This window comes from Clostridium sp. N3C (genome assembly GCF_900095445.1).
Classification (GTDB): Bacteria; Bacillota; Clostridia; order Clostridiales; family Clostridiaceae; genus Clostridium_AU.
This window is the reverse complement of record NZ_FMJL01000013.1, coordinates 34,742-54,830: the sequence shown is the minus strand read 5'-3', so window position 1 is coordinate 54,830 and position 20,089 is coordinate 34,742. Positions and strand designations below refer to the sequence as shown.

Annotated in this window: 14 protein-coding genes; 10 read left to right on the top strand and 4 right to left on the bottom strand. The window is 32.7% G+C overall.

Translation table 11 applies throughout. The annotated features are described in order from the left end of the window. Positions 1-52 precede the first annotated feature (52 nt). The 3 genes from N3C_RS06140 to thrC are packed head-to-tail and all read left to right on the top strand — an operon-like array spanning position 53 to position 4,054. The gene (locus N3C_RS06140) at positions 53-1,339 is read left to right on the top strand and encodes a homoserine dehydrogenase (protein ID WP_074365179.1); all 1,287 of its coding nucleotides are present in this window, start codon (positions 53-55) and stop codon (positions 1,337-1,339) included. An 11-nt stretch (positions 1,340-1,350) separates the two neighbouring features. Further along, positions 1,351-2,559, top strand: a complete 1,209-nt coding sequence (locus N3C_RS06135) for a cofactor-independent phosphoglycerate mutase (protein ID WP_074365178.1) — start codon at positions 1,351-1,353, stop codon at positions 2,557-2,559. A 4-nt stretch (positions 2,560-2,563) separates the two neighbouring features. Next, the gene (gene thrC / locus N3C_RS06130; protein ID WP_074365177.1) at positions 2,564-4,054 is read left to right on the top strand and encodes a threonine synthase; all 1,491 of its coding nucleotides are present in this window, start codon (positions 2,564-2,566) and stop codon (positions 4,052-4,054) included. 74 nt (positions 4,055-4,128) lie between these two features. On the opposite strand, the gene N3C_RS06125 is transcribed toward thrC, so the two are convergent. From N3C_RS06125 to N3C_RS06110, 4 genes are all read right to left on the bottom strand, one after another. Continuing rightward, positions 4,129-5,301 carry a LysM peptidoglycan-binding domain-containing protein gene (locus tag N3C_RS06125; protein ID WP_074365176.1) on the bottom strand — a complete coding sequence of 391 codons (1,173 nt, stop codon included), beginning with the start codon at positions 5,299-5,301 and terminating at the stop codon, positions 4,129-4,131. Positions 5,302-5,385: 84 nt separating this feature from the next. After that, the gene (locus N3C_RS06120) at positions 5,386-6,777 is read right to left on the bottom strand and encodes an ATP-binding protein (protein ID WP_074365175.1); all 1,392 of its coding nucleotides are present in this window, start codon (positions 6,775-6,777) and stop codon (positions 5,386-5,388) included. A 212-nt stretch (positions 6,778-6,989) separates the two neighbouring features. Further along, positions 6,990-7,679 (bottom strand): DUF554 domain-containing protein, encoded by a 690-nt coding sequence (locus tag N3C_RS06115; RefSeq protein ID WP_074365174.1) that lies wholly within the window; start codon positions 7,677-7,679, stop codon positions 6,990-6,992. 212 nt (positions 7,680-7,891) lie between these two features. Beyond that, on the bottom strand, positions 7,892-10,561 hold the full coding sequence (locus N3C_RS06110; RefSeq protein ID WP_074365173.1) for a cation-translocating P-type ATPase: 2,670 nt from the start codon (positions 10,559-10,561) through the stop codon (positions 7,892-7,894). Between the two features lie 471 nt (positions 10,562-11,032). Between N3C_RS06110 and N3C_RS06105 the strand changes: the two genes are divergently transcribed. The 7 genes from N3C_RS06105 (at position 11,033) to N3C_RS06075 (ending at position 20,053) form a co-directional block, all read left to right on the top strand. Then, positions 11,033-11,401 (top strand): ArsR/SmtB family transcription factor, encoded by a 369-nt coding sequence (locus N3C_RS06105; RefSeq protein ID WP_074365172.1) that lies wholly within the window; start codon positions 11,033-11,035, stop codon positions 11,399-11,401. Between the two features lie 22 nt (positions 11,402-11,423). Beyond that, a complete protein-coding gene (locus N3C_RS06100; protein WP_074365171.1) occupies positions 11,424-13,805 on the top strand; it encodes a heavy metal translocating P-type ATPase in 2,382 nt (793 codons plus the stop codon). Between the two features lie 197 nt (positions 13,806-14,002). Beyond that, on the top strand, positions 14,003-14,881 hold the full coding sequence (locus tag N3C_RS06095; protein ID WP_074365170.1) for a diacylglycerol/lipid kinase family protein: 879 nt from the start codon (positions 14,003-14,005) through the stop codon (positions 14,879-14,881). 88 nt (positions 14,882-14,969) lie between these two features. Next, entirely contained in the window at positions 14,970-15,692 is a 723-nt protein-coding gene (locus N3C_RS06090; protein WP_242944048.1) for a lysophospholipid acyltransferase family protein, read from the top strand. Between the two features lie 611 nt (positions 15,693-16,303). After that, positions 16,304-18,289: a transketolase gene (tkt, locus tag N3C_RS06085; protein WP_074365168.1), complete on the top strand. Its 1,986-nt coding sequence runs from the start codon at positions 16,304-16,306 to the stop codon at positions 18,287-18,289. A 101-nt stretch (positions 18,290-18,390) separates the two neighbouring features. Beyond that, entirely contained in the window at positions 18,391-19,287 is an 897-nt protein-coding gene (locus tag N3C_RS06080) for an HD domain-containing protein (protein ID WP_074365167.1), read from the top strand. Between the two features lie 187 nt (positions 19,288-19,474). Further along, positions 19,475-20,053: an AAA family ATPase gene (locus N3C_RS06075; protein ID WP_074365166.1), complete on the top strand. Its 579-nt coding sequence runs from the start codon at positions 19,475-19,477 to the stop codon at positions 20,051-20,053. Positions 20,054-20,089: the final 36 nt, after the last annotated feature.

The window sequence follows — 20,089 nt, the reverse complement described above, 5'->3', positions numbered from 1 at the left end:
CAAGTTTTACCTTTGCTTATTGCTGTATAGTAATTAAGGGAGGCTATTTTTTATGAAGAAAGTTAGAATTGCAATTTTAGGTCTAGGAAATGTAGGTAGCGGAGTGTGGAAGATACTTGAAGAAAATAGGGAACAAGTTTCCATAAGATCCGGATATGAAATTGAAGTGGCTAAAATTCTTGTAAGAAATAAAAATAAAGCTAGAAATGTGGACGTTCCTGAGGAGATTATCACAACAGACTTTAATGAGATATTAGAGGATGACAGTATTAGAATTGTAGTGGAGCTTATGGGAGGAGTAGAGCCTGCTAAGGACTATATACTTAAAGCTATTAGTAGGAAAAAACATGTAGTAACTGCCAACAAGTTTCTATTAGCTACTCAAGGTAAGGAGATAATGGAGGCAGCAAAGAAAGAAGGAGTAATGCTATACTTTGAGGCTAGTGTAGCAGGAGGTATTCCTATTATCAATACAATTAGCGAGAGTTTAACTGCAAATAAAATTGAGCAAATATTAGGAATAATTAATGGTACTACTAATTTTATACTTACAAAGATGTCTCAAGAAGGAATGGAATTTGATGAGGCGCTTAAATTAGCACAAAAATTAGGTTTCGCTGAAGCAGATCCTACTTCAGATGTTGAAGGCTATGATGCTATGTATAAACTAGCTATATTAAGTGATTTATCCTTTAATAGCGCAGTAGATGTAAATTCAATATATAGGGAAGGTATAACTGGAATTACTGCTGTAGATATACAATATGCCAAGGAATTTGGTTATACTATTAAATTACTAGCTATAGCTAAGGAAAATAACGGAGAATTGGAACTTAGAGTACATCCAGCCATGATTCCTTCTAAGCATCCATTAGCTAATGTAAATGATGCTTTCAATGCAATTTTCATTAAAGGAAATGCTGTAGGAGACTTAATGTTTTACGGAAAGGGAGCTGGAGACTTACCTACCGGTAGTGCAGTAGTTGGGGATATTATTGCTGTGCTTAGAAATGGTATGGATGATTATGTAGCTCCAGTAAGCAAAGAATCAAATTGCCAGCTTAAGGTTCAAAGTATGGATGATACTGTATGCAAGTACTATCTTAGATTTGCTGTTATGGATAATCCAGGAACGTTGGCGGATATTTCCTCTATTTTTGGCAGAAATGGTGTAAGTTTGGCTAGCGTAATTCAGAAGGGTAAAGATGAAAAGAAAGTGCCTTTAGTATTCATTACTCATGAAACTTTTGAAAAGAATATAAATGAAGCTATAAAAAAAATTAAGAAATTACCTTCAGTTATTAAGGTAGAAAACATCATAAGAGTAGAAAATATTTAGGGGGGCTTATTTTGAAATATGTAGTTATCCTTGCAGATGGCATGGCAGATTATATAGTTGAAGAACTAGGTAATAAAACACCTCTTCAATATGCTAAAACAAATAACTTTGATTACCTTGCATCAAAAGGAGAAGTTGGTTTAGTAAATACTATACCTGAAGGTATGCCTCCAGGAAGTGATACTGCAAATTTAGCGGTAATGGGTTATAACCCTAAGCTATATTATACTGGTCGTTCACCCTTTGAAGCAGCCAGTATGGGTATAGACTTAAAGGACACAGATGTAACCTTTAGATGTAATGTGGTTACTTTATCTGAAGCTGAAAATTATAAGGATAGAATCATGCTAGATCACAGTGCAGATGAAATAACTACTGAAGAGGCAGCCATATTAATTGAAGATTTAAAGAAGGAACTGGAAACTGAAGAGATGAAGCTTTATGCAGGTGTTAGTTATAGACATCTTTTAGTTTGGGATAAAGCCCCTTCAGATTATAAGCTAATACCTCCTCATGATATTATCGGTAGAAAAATTGAAGAATATTTGCCTACCGGTAAGGATAGTAAAGTACTATTAGAAATGATGGAGAAAAGTGTAGATATACTGGAAAAACACCCTATAAATTTAGATAGAATAAAAAGAGGATTAAAACCAGCAAATTCTATATGGATTTGGGGCGAAGGGAAAAAGCCTCTGCTTACAAAATTCCATGAAAAGTATGGATTAAAGGGAGCAGTTATATCTGCCGTAGATTTAATTAAAGGAATAGGTAAGTGTGCTGATCTTGAGGTAATAGAAGTGGAAGGAGCCACAGGAAATGTTCACACCAACTATACTGGAAAGGCAAAGGCTGCTTTAGAAGCTTTAAATAAGGGAAAGGATTTCGTATATATACATATTGAAGCGCCAGATGAATGTGGACATAGAAATGAAAGAGATAATAAAGTTAAATCAATAGAGCTAATAGATGAAAAAATTGCAGGGTTCTTGATACAGGAATTAGACAAGGCTTCAGAAGATTATAAAATAATGGTGTTGCCGGACCATCCAACACCTTTAACATTGAGAACTCATACCAGTGATCCAGTACCATTTTTAATATATGACAGTAGAAAAGAAATTGCAAATCCTTATAACTTTGATGAAGATGGAGCTGCAAAGTCAGGCTTATTTTTCCAAGATGGCTGTAAATTAATGGATTATTTTATTGGGGAGTGATTTTATGTCAGTATTATATAAAAGTACTAGAGGTAATGGAGAGTTAATAAGTTCTAGCCAAGCAATAATTGCTGGAATTGCAATGGATGGAGGTCTTTATGTACCAAATGCTATTCCTACACTGTCTGTAGATTTAAGCTCCATGATCAATATGAGCTATAAGGAAGTAGCATACACAGTAATGAAAGAATTTTTTACAGACTTTACTGAAGAAGAACTAATGAATTGTGTTAATAAAGCTTATGATAAGAAATTTGATCATGAAGATATAGCACCTTTAAGAAAGGCCGGTGGTGCATATTTCTTAGAGCTTTTCCATGGTCCAACTATAGCTTTTAAGGATATGGCACTTTCAATTTTACCACATTTACTTACCACATCTTTAAAAAAGCATAATATAAATAAAGAAGTAGTTATCCTTACTGCAACTTCAGGGGATACCGGTAAGGCAGCACTAGAAGGCTTTTCAAATGTAGAAGGTATAAAAATAATAGTATTTTTCCCAGAGAAGGGAGTTAGCCAAATTCAAAAGCTTCAAATGACTACTCATGAAAGTTCTAATTCCTATGTAATTGGTATAGAGGGAAATTTTGATGATGCACAGAATGGGGTTAAGGCTATATTTAATGATGAGAAATTTAAAAAAGCTATGGAAGAAAATAACAGTATGTTTTCTTCTGCCAACTCTATAAACATAGGAAGATTAGTTCCACAGGTAGCTTATTATTTCTATGGCTATTTGACATTGGTAAGAAAAGGCGACATTGCTTTAGGAGACAAAATAAATATAGTGGTTCCTACAGGAAACTTTGGTAATATATTGGCAGCATATTTGGCTAAAAAGATGGGGTTACCTATTAATAAATTAATTTGTGCTTCTAATGAAAATAAGGTTCTATATGATTTTATTAAGACGGGCATATATGATAAGAGAAGGGAATTTGTCCTAACTTCATCACCATCTATGGATATATTAATATCTAGCAATCTTGAAAGATTACTTTACTTTATTAGTGGAGAAGATTCTAACAAGGTGACAGCTTTAATGAAAGGTCTTGCCACTGAAGGCTATTATGAGATAGATGATGATATGAAAGCAGGATTAAAAGATTTCTTTGGTGCTTATGCTTCAGAAGAAGATACCTTTGAAGCCATAAGAGAGGTTTTCAATAAGGATCATTATTTAATAGATACTCACACTGCTGTAGCTTATACAGCCTATAAAAAGTATATAGAAGAAACTAAGGATAATACTCCTACAGTTATAGCTTCAACAGCTAGCCCTTATAAGTTCAACAGTGCTGTAATGGGAGCCGTTGATGAAAAATATAAGGAAATTGACGAAATATCTTTAATAAATGAAATGTGTAAATTAAGTGGGGTAGAAATACCAAGAGCAGTAAAGGACATAGAAAAGCGACCTATATTGCATAAGAAAGTATGCTCTAAGGATGAAATGAAACAGGTAGTTAAAGAAATTCTTTCTATCAATTAGAAGAAGTTGGACAAAACTGAAAATAGTAAAAATAGCCTCAACATAAAGTTGGGCTATTTTTTATAATAGTATAATTATTTTTCTATTGATGTTATAAATAGTTCTTGATTTGGATATATAGTATGGTTTTTTATATCGTTATCTTCCACTATAATCTTTAAAGCAAGATCATGGTCAATGTTAGGCATATTTTCTGCTACTATATTTGATAGGGTATCTCCAGCCTTAACCTTGTATATTTTACCTTTTGATAAATAGTTCTCCGGTAGTTTAATTTTCATACCTTCCTTTATAGATGAACTACTATCTAAATTATTGATTTGCAAAATAATTTTACTGGCTACTTGCACAGGACAAGTGTTTTCATAATTTTTAGCTATTGAGTTTAAAGTATCATTTTTCTTCACTGTATAAGTTACTAAGTTTCCGATTCTATTAGTAAGTGAATTTAAAGTAGCATTGTTTTTTGATTTATCCACATTTTGGTTCATAGTTTCTTTATCTTTGTTTTCATCTTTATCTTTATCTTTGCTATCCTCTGTACTTTTTTTGCTGGAAGCTTTGTCCTCTTTATCATTTTTATCTTCTTTATTTTTGGTATCTTTATTCTCTAACTGACTGCTAACCTCTATTGAGTCATAATTACGAATGAAAAGTTCATCTCCTACCTTTATAGTATCAGAGGATAAGAAATTATCTTGTTTAATTATTTTTAAGGCTTCAGAATAGTCATAATCCTTCATGAAGTGCATAGCAATAGAGGAAAGGGAATCGCCATTTCTAACGGTATATTTGATTCCAGTACTAATGTATTTTTCAGGTATTTTTAATTTATTACCTTCACTAATTTTGCTGGAGTTACTTAAGTTGTTTATTTGAAGTATAGCTTTAGACAAAACAGGAATGGGACATTTATCTGAATATTTTTCGCATATGTCTTTTAAAGTTTCATCTTTTTCTACAGTGTAAATGATATATTTTTCTGAGCTTTCCTTAAGACTATTGCTAAATGCATCTTCATCGGAGGAATTTTTCTTAGTTGACTTTGAGGTATTTTCATTGCTTTCTTCACCATCAATTATTGTAGGACTACCATTATTAGTGTTAGAAGAATTATTATCTGTCAATTGTTTTGTAGAATTATTGTTTTGAGACATAGTTGTTATAGAATTATAAATGCTCCAAGTGCATATAAGAATTCCTATTACTAATAGAACCGCTAATCCAATTTTTTTATTTTTGCTCATATTATCACTTCCTTTACCTTTGTATATCTTAATTATTGACAAGGTAAGGAAATTTATACAGTGTTTTATAATTTTTTCACAATATTAAATATCTATATCCTTTAAGGTGAATAAATAAAAGTTATTCTTATTTTTTACATACTCCAAAACTTTTTTGTCGTAACCACATTTGCTAAATAAGCAATAATACTTATTTTTATACTTTAGTGTTTCGGCTTTAAGAACTAGATTTTCTAGTACATCAATGGTGGTTAAGCTTTGACTCCATTTACATTCACCAACTAAAACACTATCATAACTAGTGGCCACAATGTCCAATTGTGAGGGCTTTTGTAGAACTGGATTATATCCAACCCAGCTTCCTATACTTTCAAATACAAAGGGAAGTTTATACTCAGAGTTGAGTTTTTTTAGATATTCCGTTGAAATTTCTTCAAAAACATATCCAATATGGCTGTTTAAATCTCTTTTTATTTTATTTTGAAATAAATAATCTATCATATTCATATCAATTAGACCTCGGTTTTTATAAACAAATCTATACCAGAATCTAAAGAAGTTATCCTCTAGTCTATAAAAGCTCCATGGTCTAACAATACTCATACCTACAGATCGTCTACGACTGATTATATTTAATTTTTTCAATTTCTTAATCATTAAAATCAAATCTTCTCCAGTTGAAATATTTTTATTATGAAACCTTTCTAAGTTATAATCTCCCTTAGATAGTAAGGAGAGAATTTTATTAGCAAAGTTAATATCTTCAACTTGAGCTTTTAAATAATTTTCTGGTTCGTTGAAAAGATAGGAACTCTTATTTAGAATAAATTCCATTACATTGGTCTCATAATCTCTACTATAATCAAATTGCATTACATATTGAGGAATGCCACCTAGAGTAGAGTAATAGATGATTTTTTCTTCAATGGAGAGATATGGAAAAAAATGAGAACATTCAAAAAAGCTAAAGGGTTCTATCTTAAATTGAGCAGTTTGTAAGCCGTAAAGGGAGCTTTTAGGATTTAGAAAGGTCTTTTCCATGAATCCATTGGCAGAACCGCTAATTATAAGAAAGATTTGAGTAGCTTTAAAATAGAATTCTATAGCTTTTTTTAGTTGGGATAGAAATAAAGCATTGTTTTGGCCTATATATGAAAGTTCCTCTAAAACTACTACTATTCTCTTATTACCACAATTATCAGCGATAGTTTTTAGGCAGTCCTCCCAGCTAATAATAGGAGAAGATTCTTCGTTGATATTGAAAAAATTACATATTAATTTATTAAAATTATCCATAGCTGATGCTTCATTGCTTTCATCCATAGCGTAATATAGAGTATCTTTGTCTTTTACAAACTCTTTAATTAGAGAAGTTTTTCCAACCTTTCTCCGTCCATATAATATTACTAATTGAAAGCCATCTCTTGTATATAATTTATTCAGTTGTTCCAATTCATATTTTCTTCCTACAAACATAAGTTTAGCACCTCCAAAGGGTTCCTTACTTATATCATATGATAAGTAACATAAAATATCAATTTATAACATAATTATGTATATTTTTAAATATTGATCCTTGAGTAAAATAAGATTTTAAGGTAGGATTTTTTGATAAAAAAAGAAGAGGGCTGCTACACAATAGAATAGTGCAACAACCCAGTGAAAAAATAATTTAATAGCTCTTTTAACTAAAAGTGAAATAGATTTATTATGTATGGTGCTAGTATAGGCAAGAATATTGCAGGAAGCAAATTAGCTACTTTTATTTTTGTTACTCCTAGCATATTTAAACCTAAACCTATGATTATAAGACTACCGCAAGCTTCCATATTTAATTTTACAGCTTCTGTTAATATAGGCACAAGAAAGGATGCTCCTAAAGTTATTGAGCCCTGATAAATTAGTACAACAACGGCAGATAACATTACCCCAATACCTAATGTTGAAGTGAAGATTATGGAGCTTATGCCATCTAATATAGATTTAGAAAAAAGAATTTTGTGATCATTTTGAAGTCCGCTTTGCAAGGAACCTACAATGGACATGGCACCAACACAAAAGAGTAAGCTAGCACTAACAAATCCTTCAGAAATCTTGCTATTGGTATTGTTAAATTTAGATTCTATTTTATCTCCTAGTTTTTTCAGTGCCTTATCTATATCTATAGCTTCTCCTATAAGAGCACCTAAAGCCATACATATAATTACTACTAAGGTGTTTTCCGCCTTTAAGGATCCTTGAATGCCAATTAGTAGTACACATAAAGCTAAACCTTGCATTATAGTTTTATTAAATCTTTCAGAAATACCCCCTCTTAGCAATAAGCCTAAAATAGACCCGGCAATAATTGCAAGGAAATTTATAATAGTTCCTAACATATTCGCAAGCCCCCCAATTTTCATAAAGATAAAATTATTTTACAACAATGAAGAAATTAGTCAATATTTTTAGATATTAAACATAAGTTCTGAGATATTAGAGTAATTTTTATTTTATATTAAAGGAAAAAGGCTGATGAAAAGCTTATTACTTTGCATCAGCCTTTGAAATATATGATTTATAATATTAGTTCTAGTAATTTGGATCTATACTATGATCTTGCAGTGGCCCTTTTTATGAGTTTAGCAATTTCATTTATAACAAGAGGCATTACAGAAAGTATACCTACAATGAGCCAATCCTTCATATACAGATCATAGACATTGAAAACATTTCTTAAGAAAGGCACTGTTATTACTATATCTTGTAGCAAAATACCTATTATAACAGCTCCAATTAAGTATTTATTGCTAAAGAGGCCTAATTGGAATATAGACTTATCCGGATGTCTCATATTAAAGGAATGGAACAATTGGGATACACTAAGTACTACGAAAGCCATAGTTCTTGCGTGTCTTAGAGCCTCTTCAGATATATTTGCTGGGAACAGAGGAAGTATGTTTTTGGTACCTGTGTACATTTTTGCACCAATAACAAAAGCTGTTAAGGTTAATAGACCGATTAACAATCCGTTAAGTAATACCTTAATGCCGCCGCCATGGGCAAATAAGTTTTCATCGGGATCTCTAGGTTTTTCCTTCATTACATCTTTATCACCGGGATCCATTCCCAAAGACAAAGCTGGAAGGGTATCTGTAATAAGGTTAACCCAAAGAATGTGGATAGATAGCAAAGGAGCTTCCCAACCTAGTATTATTGCGAAAAATAAAGCTATTATTTCACCAGCATTACAAGACAATAGGAAAAGTACAGATTTCTTAATATTGTTAAAGATATTTCTACCTTCTTCAATAGCAGTAACTATAGTAGAGAAATTGTCGTCTGTTAGAACCATATCGGAGGCACCTTTAGCAACGTCGGTTCCAGTAATACCCATGGCAACACCGATATCTGCCATTTTAAGTGAAGGAGCATCGTTAACCCCATCACCGGTCATGGATACTATATTTCCCTTTGACTTAAAGGCTTTTACTATTCTAACCTTATGTTCCGGTGAAACTCTAGCAAATACTCTTAAGTTATCTATTTTAGAGCTAAGCTCTTCATCGCTCATCTTATCAAGTTCTGTACCAAAGATAGCCTGAGACTCGTCCTCTGCGATACCTAATTCCTTTGCAATAGCAAAGGCGGTATTTTTATGGTCTCCTGTTATCATTATGGTTTTTATACCGGATTGTTTACATAGAGCAATGGAATCTTTAACTTCCTCTCTAGGTGGATCAATAATGCCCACTAAGCCTATGAAGATTAAATCTTTTTCAAGACTATCTATTTCAACCTCTGTACTAGTAATTACCTTGAAGGCACCTCCTAAAACTCTTAAGGCATCATCGGACATGGCGTTGGAGCTACTCATAATATCGGTCTTAATATCATCTGTTAGGGGAAGAATTTTACCATTAACATAGGCCTTCGTACAAATATTTAATAGATTATCGATAGCACCTTTGGTCATTACATAGTATTCATCATTATATTTATTTACTGTAGTCATCAACTTTCTATCGGATTCAAAAGGAATTTCCATAACTCTTTTGTGGTTTTTATTTAATTCCTCTGTGGTTATATTGAATTTAACACCCATTTCTAGTAAAGCTATTTCTGTAGGATCACCTGTTTTTGAGTTTTCTGTATAGGTAGCGTCATTACAAAGCATCATGTTTTCAAGAAGGAGCTTATGGCTTGGAATTTTAATATCCATGGTATTTATAGGGCTTAAAATTCCATCAGCATAATACTTCATAACAGTCATTTTGTTTTGGGTAAGTGTTCCAGTTTTATCAGAGCAAACTATATTAACAGAACCTAGGGTTTCAACAGAGGGGAGCTTTCTAACTATAGCGTTTTTCTTTATCATTTTTTGAACACCTATAGCTAGAACAATGGTTACTATAGCGGCCAAGCCTTCAGGTATAGCAGCCACAGCTAAGCTTATAGCTATTAATAACATTTCAAGAGGAGGGTTACCTCTTAATATTCCAACGACAAACATAAGAAGACAAATAATAATAGCACCGGCACCTAAGAATTTACCAAGTTGAGCTAACTTCTTCTGAAGGGGAGTAAGTTCATTTTCTTGCTCATCTAACATTTTTGCTATTTTTCCTATTTCCGTATCCATACCGGTAGCCACGGCTATACCTACTCCTCGACCATAAGTAGCTAGGGTAGACATAAAGGCCATATTCTTTTGATCTCCAAGAGGAGTATCTTCTGATTCTAAATTAATGGAGGCATCCTTGTCTACAGGTACCGATTCACCAGTCAAAGCTGATTCTTCTACTTTTAAATTGGCGGTTTCTATAAGTCTGATATCGCAAGGTATATATCTTCCAGCGTCAATGATAACAATATCACCAGGAACTATTTCTTCTGATGGTATTTCTATCAATTCACCATTTCGCTTAGCAATAGCCTTAGGGGTTGCTAATTGCTTTAGAGCTTCTAAAGATTTCTCGGCTTTAGATTCTTGTATTACACCAACTACTGCATTGATTACCACAACTACAGCAATAACTATAGCGTCACTAGGCTCATCTAATATTACAGAAATTACCGCTGCAGCTAATAGTATATATATAAGTACATCATTTAATTGGGCTAAGAGCATTTGAAACATAGTTTTTTTCTTTTTACCTTCTAATTTATTCAGTCCATATTTTTCTTGTCTTTTGGCAACTTCTTCGTGGGTTAATCCATTAAGGATGTCTGTGCCAAATTCTTCGATTATAGATTCTTGGCTTTTCGTAAACCACTTCAATGAACAACACCCTTTCTTTTAGAATATTATTTAGATTTTTTCAAATTTCCTCTGGTATTTAGATTAGATATACTTAAAAGTATTAAAAAAGACCTTTGTCTCACAATAATTTCTAGTGAAACAAAGGTCTTGCTAACTCAAGTAAAAAATTTAAGTTTAAAAACTTAAATTTTTATATACGAGCTAACTATCCGGGCTTACGCCGTAATGACGAATAGTTAAAGGCCAATGCCTAGCTACTCCCCTTTTCACAGAAATTATAACATATAGTGGAAAAATAATCAATATTTATATGTCAACATAATGACATTAAATATAATGGCACTAAAAAATAAAAAAATACAGTGAACTTTATAGGATTTTTATAAATTGAAAAAAGAATTTTTATTAGATTTATTGACATAAAAATTTGACAAGCATATAATGAATATATGAACAATGATTCATATATTCAAATTAGAGGTGAAAGTGATGGGAGAAAAGGATAATTTGGAGATTTGCAATAGTTTAACCATACATCAAGATATAGTAGACAAAGTTAAAGAACATATACCTGAGGAAGAACTGCTTTACGACCTGTCTGATTTATTTAAGGTCTTTGGTGATACTACCCGAATAAAAATCCTATGTGCATTATTTCAAGAGGAAATGTGCGTATGCGATATTGCAGCCTTGCTTAATATGACTCAATCAGCAATATCTCATCAATTGAGAGTACTAAAACAAGCTAGATTAGTTAAATTCAGAAAGGAAGGTAAGGTAGTTTATTATTCCTTAGATGATGATCATGTTAAGAGTATATTTGATCAAGGCCTAAATCACATATTGGAGAAAAGATAGTAATAGAAACGGGGGATCTAAAATGGAAGCAAATAATATAAAAGATAGTAAAGGCAAGTTGAGACGACAATTTATATTAGAAGGTCTAGACTGTGCTAATTGCGCTGCCAAAATAGAGCAAAGAGTTTCTAATTTAGAAGGAATTCATTTTGCCAGTGTTAATTTTCCTACTAAGACCCTAACTATTGAAGTTAATGAAAATGGTGATGTGAATAAATTACTTTCCTTAGTTATAAAGACTGTCACAGAGGTTGAAGCTCATGTGAAGGTTAAGGAGAAGATTAAAAATAGCAATCAAAAAATGGAGTTTATTTTAAAGGGACTAGACTGTGCTAACTGTGCCGCTAAGATAGAAAAGGAAGTTCAGAAGCTAGTAGATGTTGAAGAGGCTACTGTAGATTTTATCAACACTAAACTTTCAATTCAAATAGATAAAGATGTTTCTACAAAGGAAATGGTAAATAAGATTAAAGAAGTAGTGAAAAGTCATGAACCAGAGGTAGAAGTAATAGAGCTACAAAATAAAAACACTTCGAAAAAGATGGAAGAAGAGCAAGAAGGAAAAGGGGAACTAATAAAGCTAGCTATAGGTGCTTTGATATTTGCAGTAGCCTTAGCCTTTGATTTTCCTCAAACATTAGAATTAATCCTCTTTCTTATAAGCTATATTATCGTAGGTGGAAAGGTAGTTTTAAGGGCTGGAAAAAATATATTAAAGGGTGAAGTGTTTGATGAGAACTTTTTAATGGCCTTGGCTACCATTGGAGCTTTTCTTATTAAAGAATATCCTGAAGCAGTGGCAGTAATGCTCTTCTACCAAGTTGGAGAAATATTTCAGGATATGGCGGTTAATAATTCAAGAAAATCCATAACTGCTTTAATGGATATTAGACCTGATTATGCTAATCTTAAAATTGATGAGGAAATAAGAAAAGTTTCTCCAGAAGATGTGAGCCTTGGGGATTTAATAATAGTTAAACCTGGTGAAAAGGTACCTCTTGATGGAGTTATAGTAGAAGGAACTTCCATGATAGATACCTCCGCTTTAACTGGTGAATCAGTGCCTACTAGGGTAGGAGTAGGAGATGCAGTTCTTAGTGGTGCAATTAATAAAAATGCTGTCTTAACAATAAAAATAGAAAAGGAATTTGCTGATTCTACTGTAGCAAAAATTCTTGATTTAGTAGAAAACGCCGGCAGTAAGAAGGCTCCAACGGAAAAGTTTATAACTAAGTTTGCGAGAGTTTATACTCCTGTTGTAGTGTTCTTAGCCATAGCTTTAGCTATAATTCCACCACTTTTCGTTGAAGGAGCAACCTTCTCTCAGTGGTTATATAGGGCCTTATCCTTCTTAGTAGTATCTTGTCCATGTGCTTTAGTGGTATCTGTACCTTTGGGTTTCTTTGGAGGAATAGGAGCAGCCTCTAAAAATGGTATATTAGTTAAAGGTGGAAATTATCTTGAGGCATTAAACAATGTGGAGATGGTTGTCTTTGATAAAACAGGAACCTTAACTAAGGGAGTCTTTGAAGTAACAGAGATAAGGACAGAAAATAAGGTCAATAAGGATGAACTTTTAAGCTATGCAGCTTATGCTGAAGCCTTTTCCAATCATCCTATAGCCACATCTATATTAAAGGCTTACGGTAAAGAGATAATAAAAGGTAAAATTAGTAATTATGAAGAAATTTCAGGACAGGGAGTTAAAGTTTTAGTTGAAGGAAAAGAGATTTTAGCAGGTAATTACAGATTAATGGATAAAGAAAATATAGCCTACAAAAAAATAGATGCTATTGGCACTGTAGTTTATATTGCTCTTGATAAAAGATATTTAGGATATTTAGTGATTTCAGATGAAATAAAAAAGGATTCTGCAGAGGCTATAAAAACTCTAAAGTCCCTAGGTGTAAGAAAGACATCAATGCTAACAGGAGATAATAGGTTTGTAGCAGAAAGAATAGGTAAGGAGCTTGAGCTTGATGAAGTTTATGCTGAACTATTGCCAGATCAAAAGGTGGAAAAACTAGAGTCGCTAGAAAAAGAAAAATCTACAAAAGGGAAGTTAATTTTTGTAGGAGATGGTATTAATGATGCTCCCGTTTTGGCTAGAGCAGATATAGGTATAGCAATGGGAGGGGTAGGCTCTGATGCAGCAATAGAAGCTTCTGATGTTGTTATAATGACCGATGAGCCTTATAAGATAGTTGATGCAATAAAAATTGCAAAGAATACAAGAAAAATTGTTTTGCAAAATATTTGCTTTGCCCTTGCCGTTAAGGTTTTAATACTGATATTAGTTGCTATAGGCTTAGGTACCATGTGGGAAGCAGTATTTGGTGATGTAGGGGTTACAGTGATAGCTGTTTTAAATTCTATGAGAGCTATGAATGTAAAAAAATTATAAGATTATTATATAAGTAAGATTTCAGCCTTTTTGGCTGAAGTTTTTCTTTGTAGCTTAAAAATATCTATTTTTTGCTTTTGAATTTAATTACCAGTAAAAGGTTTGATTCTCTTTATAAATATATACTATACTAAAACCTGCTAATATAATAAAATAGGTTTAGACAAGCTAATTATAAACGAAAGAGAGTGTGTGCTATGAGGCATCTATTTATAATAAATCCTCAAGCAGGTAAAGGAAGAACAAAAGATATAATTCCAATGATAGAAAAAGCCTGTAAGAAGGAATCAATAGAATACATTATAGAAATTACAGAAAAAGCTGGACATGCTAGAGAAATTGCAAAGGAGTATACTAGCAAAGAGGTTATGAGGGTATACTCTGTAGGGGGAGATGGTACCCTAAACGAAGTTCTAAATGGTATGGCTGAAAGTGATAGTAGTTTGGCTATAATTCCAAGCGGTAGTGGGAATGATTTTATTAGAAGCTTAACGAATAAGGAAGATTTAGAAGACATACTGATAACTAGTATTAAGAAGGAATTTGAATTAGTGGATTTAGGAAAGTGTAATGATAAGTATTTTATTAATATAGCCTCTGTCGGTTTAGATGCAGAAATAGTCTATAATGCTATAAAGATAAAAAGACTACCCTTAATACCTTCAAAGTTTGCTTATTTGATCAGCATATTTACCACTGTATTTGGATATAAAAGTAAGAAGTTAAAAATTCAATTAGATGACAAAAATATATACGAGGAAACATTATTAACGGCAGTAGCTAATGGCAAATACTATGGTGGAGGTATGATGGTAGCGCCAAAGGCTGAATTATGTGATGGAACTTTTGAAATCTGCCATGTCAAGGAAGTAAGCCCTTTTAAAATTATTAGATTATTTCCAAGACTAATTAAAGGAATTCATGATACAATAAAAGAAGTGAGCTTTTATAAAACAAAGAAGATTAGAATACAAAGTGAAGAAGAGATATCTGTAAATATTGATGGAGAATTGTTTAGGGCTAGGGATATAAGTCTTGAAATACTTCCAAAAGCCATTAAAATAGTAAGACCTTGAAAACTTGGCAATAATTTAAGAAGGATTACTTCAATAACTTCTCTACCAATTCTATATTAATAATTATGACGTTATATTTATGCAGGGAGTGATATTGTTGAAATTTTTATGGTATAGTTACTTTGCTGTATATTTAACTTTAAAAAGTACAGCTTTAGTTAAAGTGAAATACTTAGAAAAAAAGGATCCACAAAAGGCAGCTCAGTATGCTTTTAAAAAAATTAAAGAAATGACCAATCATATTTTAAAGATTACTAAAACAGATTTTCAGATATATGGTGAGGAAAATATACCGGATGAACCGTGTGTGTTTGTGGCCAATCATCAAGCAATTTTTGATGTTTTTGCCCTTTTGGCATCTATGAATCAGGTAACTGGTTTTATTGCTAAAAAGGAACTATCAAAGTTACCCCTTATTCCTACATGGGTGAGGGCTATAGGTACTGTATTTATAGATAGATCAAACGCAAGAGAAGGTATGAAGGCTATAAACCAAGGAATTGAAAATATAAAGAAAGGCTATTCCATGGTTATTTTTCCTGAAGGAACTAGAAGCTTAAGTTCCGCCATGGGAACTATGAAAAAGGGAAGCTTGAAAATGGCAATTAAATCCGAAGCGCCAATAGTGCCAGTAACAATAGATGGAACTTATAAAGTGTTAGAAGTAGGAAAGAAAGTAAGCGGTCATACAATAAAAATAATGTTTCATAAACCTATAGAAACTGCAGGATTGTCTAAGGAAGATCAAAAGAATCTTACTGAGCAAGTGCAGGCAATAGTTGAAGAAGGATTAAAAAAGTTGACTAATTAATATTTAATTAGGGTCTAAGAAAGAAGTAGAAAGATATAAAGGCTTTTTCATAACATTGCTATGAAAAAGCCTTCTTTAATCTCAGTTTATCTCATTAATTATTACCACATTGGACTAAGCCTCCTTGATGTACTTTAAAGGATCCGGTCCATCACTCCCATCTTTTAAGATTAATATTTCCATACCCCTAAAGGTTTTAATAAATTATATTGGTGGAATCATCCCCTATCTTTAAAATTTAGATACTTGCTGATCACCCCTTACCTATAAATGATATGGAATATATTAAAATTTAATTTAAGAAGCAATATATATGTTAATTTGATGGAAGTTGTTAATAATATTATAAGAAAAATATAAAGATAAGTCAACGGTGAATTTGGAATATTCAGAAAATTTGTTTTTTAAAATTTGACTATTTTCGTAATTTAGTTTTCCAAATTATAAAGAAGTAAATATAAATATATAAGAAAAAATCGAAATATAATATTGATTAAAATGAATCAATAAAATACAATGGAATAGATGTTGGAATTACCAATACTAAATTACATATGGCTGCCTTGGTGTATTTAGCCAGCAACCTAGATAACTAAAAGGAGGCTTTAAATATGAGCAATAGCGCTATTGATAATCTTTCAATCAATACAATAAGAATGTTAAGTATCGAAGCTATTCAAAAATCAAAATCAGGACATCCAGGATTGCCTTTAGGAGCAGCACCTATGGCCTATACTTTATGGTCAAAGGTTATGAAGCATAATCCAAGTAATCCAAATTGGGTAAATAGAGATAGATTTATTCTTTCAGCTGGACATGGATCAATGCTCTTATATTCATTGTTGCATCTTTTTGGATATGGGCTTAGCATAGATGATTTAAAAAATTTCAGACAATGGGGAAGCAAAACACCAGGTCATCCAGAATATGGCCATACTGTAGGTGTTGAAATTACTACAGGCCCCCTAGGTCAAGGTATCGCTAATGCAGTAGGTATGGCTATGGCAGAGGCTCATCTTGCTAGCATATTTAATAAGCCAGGTTTTGAAATAGTAGACCATTACACCTATGCCTTAGCTGGAGATGGCTGTATGATGGAAGGTATTTCAGGTGAAGCAGCATCTTTAGCAGGAACCTTAGGGCTTGGAAAGTTAATAGTATTGTATGATTCAAATAATATTTCTATAGAAGGAAGCACAGACATTGCCTTTAGAGAAAAGGTTGGAGAAAGATTTAAGGCTTATGGCTGGCAGGTATTGTTAGTTGAAGACGGTAATGATGTAGAAGCTATCAATAAAGCTTTAGAAGAAGCTAAGGCAGATAAAGATCGTCCAACCTTAATTGAAATAAAGACAAAGATTGGATATGGTTCACCAAAAGAAGGAAGTGCTTCTTCTCATGGAGAACCTTTAGGTGATGATAATATAGCAAAGACAAAAGAGTTCTTTAATTGGAACTATGGTGTTGAGTTCCATGTACCACAGGAAGTAAGAGATTATATGTCTACTTTACAGGAAAAGGGAAAGAAAGCGGAAGAAGAGTGGAATAAGCTTTTCGAAGATTATAAAAAGCAATATCCTGATTTAGCAAAGCTATGGGAAACTTACCACAGTAAGGAGCTTTCAGTAGACTTGTTAAAAGAAGAGAAGCTTTGGAAGTTTGAAGGAAAGGCTGCTACTAGAAGCTCTTCTGGAGAAGTTTTAAATAGACTTATAGAATATATACCAAACCTATTTGGTGGATCCGCTGATTTAGCTCCTTCTACTAAGACTTACATGAAAGGTAAGGGAGATTTTTCAGCAGAGGATAGAAAGGGAGCTAACTTACATTTTGGTGTAAGAGAACATGCTATGGCAGCTATAGCAAATGGAATAGCTGTTCATGGTGGACTAATTCCTTTTGTATCTACTTTCTTCGTATTTAGCGATTACATGAAGCATTCCATGAGATTGTCAGCACTTATGAAGCTTCCTGTAATTTATATACTAACTCACGACAGTATTGGTGTTGGAGAAGACGGACCTACTCATGAACCAATAGAACATTTAGCAGGTTTGAGAAGCATACCAAACTTTATCACTTATAGACCAGCTGATGCTAGAGAAGTGGCTGCTGCTTGGTGTTCAGCATTAACTACAAAGGATGCTCCTACAGCCTTAATATTAAGCCGTCAAGACTTGCCACTATTAGAAGGAAGTTCTGCAGAAGCCTTAAAGGGTGCTTATATTCTTAAGGACTACAGTAATGGTACACCAGATATTATATTGATGGCTACAGGATCTGAAGTTCAACTTATAGTTGAAGCTGCAAAAATATTAAACGAAAAAGGAATAAAGGCTAGAGTAGTTAGCATGCCTTCTTTTGAAATCTTTGAAAGACAAAGTGAAGAATATAAAGAAGCTATTCTACCTAAGTCAGTTAGAAAGAGAGTTGCAGTAGAAGCTGCTAGTTCCTTTGGATGGCACAAATATGTAGGACTTGATGGGGATATAGTTTCTATAGATACCTTTGGTGCATCTGCTCCTGGAAACTTACTATTTGAAAAGTTTGGCATAACTGTAGAAAAGGTAGTAGAAGCTGCTGAAAACTTAAAATAATGCAAGGGAGACTGTGTGTCTCCCTTGTTTTTATATCCTTAATAAAATCCCTACTCTTAGGAAAAACTAAAATTGAGTTTTTCAGATGAGAGGTGGTATTATTGAAGAAGCTATACATTAAAGATATAAAAGATGGTTCAAAAGTTAATGATAGTTTTATGGTAATGAAAAAGTTGTCCTTTGATGGAGAAAATGTAACGGCCTTTATTGGTGATAAAACCGGTGAAATGAGGGCCTTAATTTGTGATAAAAGTAATAGTATAAAGGTAGGAGACGTAATAACTATAAAAGCTACAAAGGATGGAATCCTTAAAGCCACAGAGTATAAAATTGAAAAGAACTATAAGTTAGACCACTACCTTCCTTCTATAAATAGACCTATTGATGAATTAATGCAGGAACTAGAACAAATATCCTGCGAAGAGTTCAAAACAAAAGAAAGTCAAAGCTTAAATGCCTACTTCTTTTCTAATCCAGACTTTGTTGAAAAATTTAAGTATGGTATCGGAGGATTGAGTCAACATCATAATTATAGAGGCGGGTTATTAGAACATACTTTGAATGTAATGTACCTAACTAAGATGTTAGCCTATAGATATGATTGTCGCTTTAAGGAAATTGCAATTTTAGCTGCAAAGCTTCACGATATTGGTAAAATAGAGGAGTATAACACAGAAGGACCCTTTAAGGTAACTATGAGAGGTGAAATGGAAGGTCATATAGTAATAGGCATGGGGATGATAGAAGAAGCCTTTAAGGCTGGTGGAAATATTTATAGCGAGGATTTTAAACATCGATTAAGAGGATGTATAGTTCAGCACCATGGAAAAGTAGAGTATGGGTCTCCAAAGGCTCCTAACACTGAAGAAGCTTATATAGTCCACTTTGCAGATTATGTGGATGCTACTATGAATAAAATAGGCCAGATTAAAGATCTATTAGAGCCGGATACTTGGTCTGAATACGATAGAAGAATAGGTACTAGGTTATATTTTTAATAAATATATTTGATGTAAAAAACGTTAACACAGCAATAGTTAGCGTTTTTTACTTTGAGAAAAATTGGCCTATATAAATTTGTGATAAATTCAAATATGCTTAGTTAAGCATTTACATAATTCCCTATGAGATGGTATGATATTTATATAGCTATTTGTATATTTTTAAAGCTTGGAGGTAGTAAAAATGGAGAATAAGGCTAATGATCATATCATAGGACTAATAGGCAAATCCGGTAGTGGAAAAACTACGATACTCCAGCATTTCAGGGAAAAAGGTTATAATGTTATTGAAAGCTATACCGACAGGCCTAAAAGATTTGAAAATGAAAGAGGACATCTATTTATTTCAAGGGAAGATGTAGAAAAATATAAAGACGAAATGATAGCCTATACTTTTTTTGACAGCCATCATTATTTTGCTACAAGAAGTCAATATAGAGGTAAAGGAATAACCTTTTATACTATAGATCCTGTTGGCGTTATTGCACTAGAAAGAGAGATTACAGATGCTAACTTAATCTTTATTTATATTGAGGTAGACGAGAGTATTAGAAAAGAAAGAATTCTTAATCGGCATATAAAGGGAAATAAAAATATGGATGCTACTGCTTTAAGAAAGGCTCAAGAAGAAGTGGAAAGAAGAATAAAGCATGATAGAGAGTTTTTTTCTACTATAAAATGTCACTATGTAATTGATAATAATGGTTCTGTTGAAGAAACTGTTAAAGAAATTGAGAAACTGATAGAAACTATTGAAAAATAAGAGGGAATTGTTAAGGAGGTGCCTTTTGGTACCTCA

Excerpts from the sequence above, each read along its gene's own strand:
- N3C_RS06140 (WP_074365179.1), top strand. The coding sequence starts at position 53 with ATGAAGAAAGTTAGAATTGCAATTTTAGGTCTAGGAAATGTAGGTAGC.
- thrC (WP_074365177.1), top strand. The coding sequence starts at position 2,564 with ATGTCAGTATTATATAAAAGTACTAGAGGTAATGGAGAGTTAATAAGT.
- N3C_RS06125 (WP_074365176.1), bottom strand. The coding sequence starts at position 5,301 with ATGAGCAAAAATAAAAAAATTGGATTAGCGGTTCTATTAGTAATAGGA.
- N3C_RS06120 (WP_074365175.1), bottom strand. The coding sequence starts at position 6,777 with ATGTTTGTAGGAAGAAAATATGAATTGGAACAACTGAATAAATTATAT.
- N3C_RS06115 (WP_074365174.1), bottom strand. The coding sequence starts at position 7,679 with ATGTTAGGAACTATTATAAATTTCCTTGCAATTATTGCCGGGTCTATT.
- N3C_RS06105 (WP_074365172.1), top strand. The coding sequence starts at position 11,033 with ATGGGAGAAAAGGATAATTTGGAGATTTGCAATAGTTTAACCATACAT.
- N3C_RS06100 (WP_074365171.1), top strand. The coding sequence starts at position 11,424 with ATGGAAGCAAATAATATAAAAGATAGTAAAGGCAAGTTGAGACGACAA.
- N3C_RS06095 (WP_074365170.1), top strand. The coding sequence starts at position 14,003 with ATGAGGCATCTATTTATAATAAATCCTCAAGCAGGTAAAGGAAGAACA.
- tkt (WP_074365168.1), top strand. The coding sequence starts at position 16,304 with ATGAGCAATAGCGCTATTGATAATCTTTCAATCAATACAATAAGAATG.
- N3C_RS06075 (WP_074365166.1), top strand. The coding sequence starts at position 19,475 with ATGGAGAATAAGGCTAATGATCATATCATAGGACTAATAGGCAAATCC.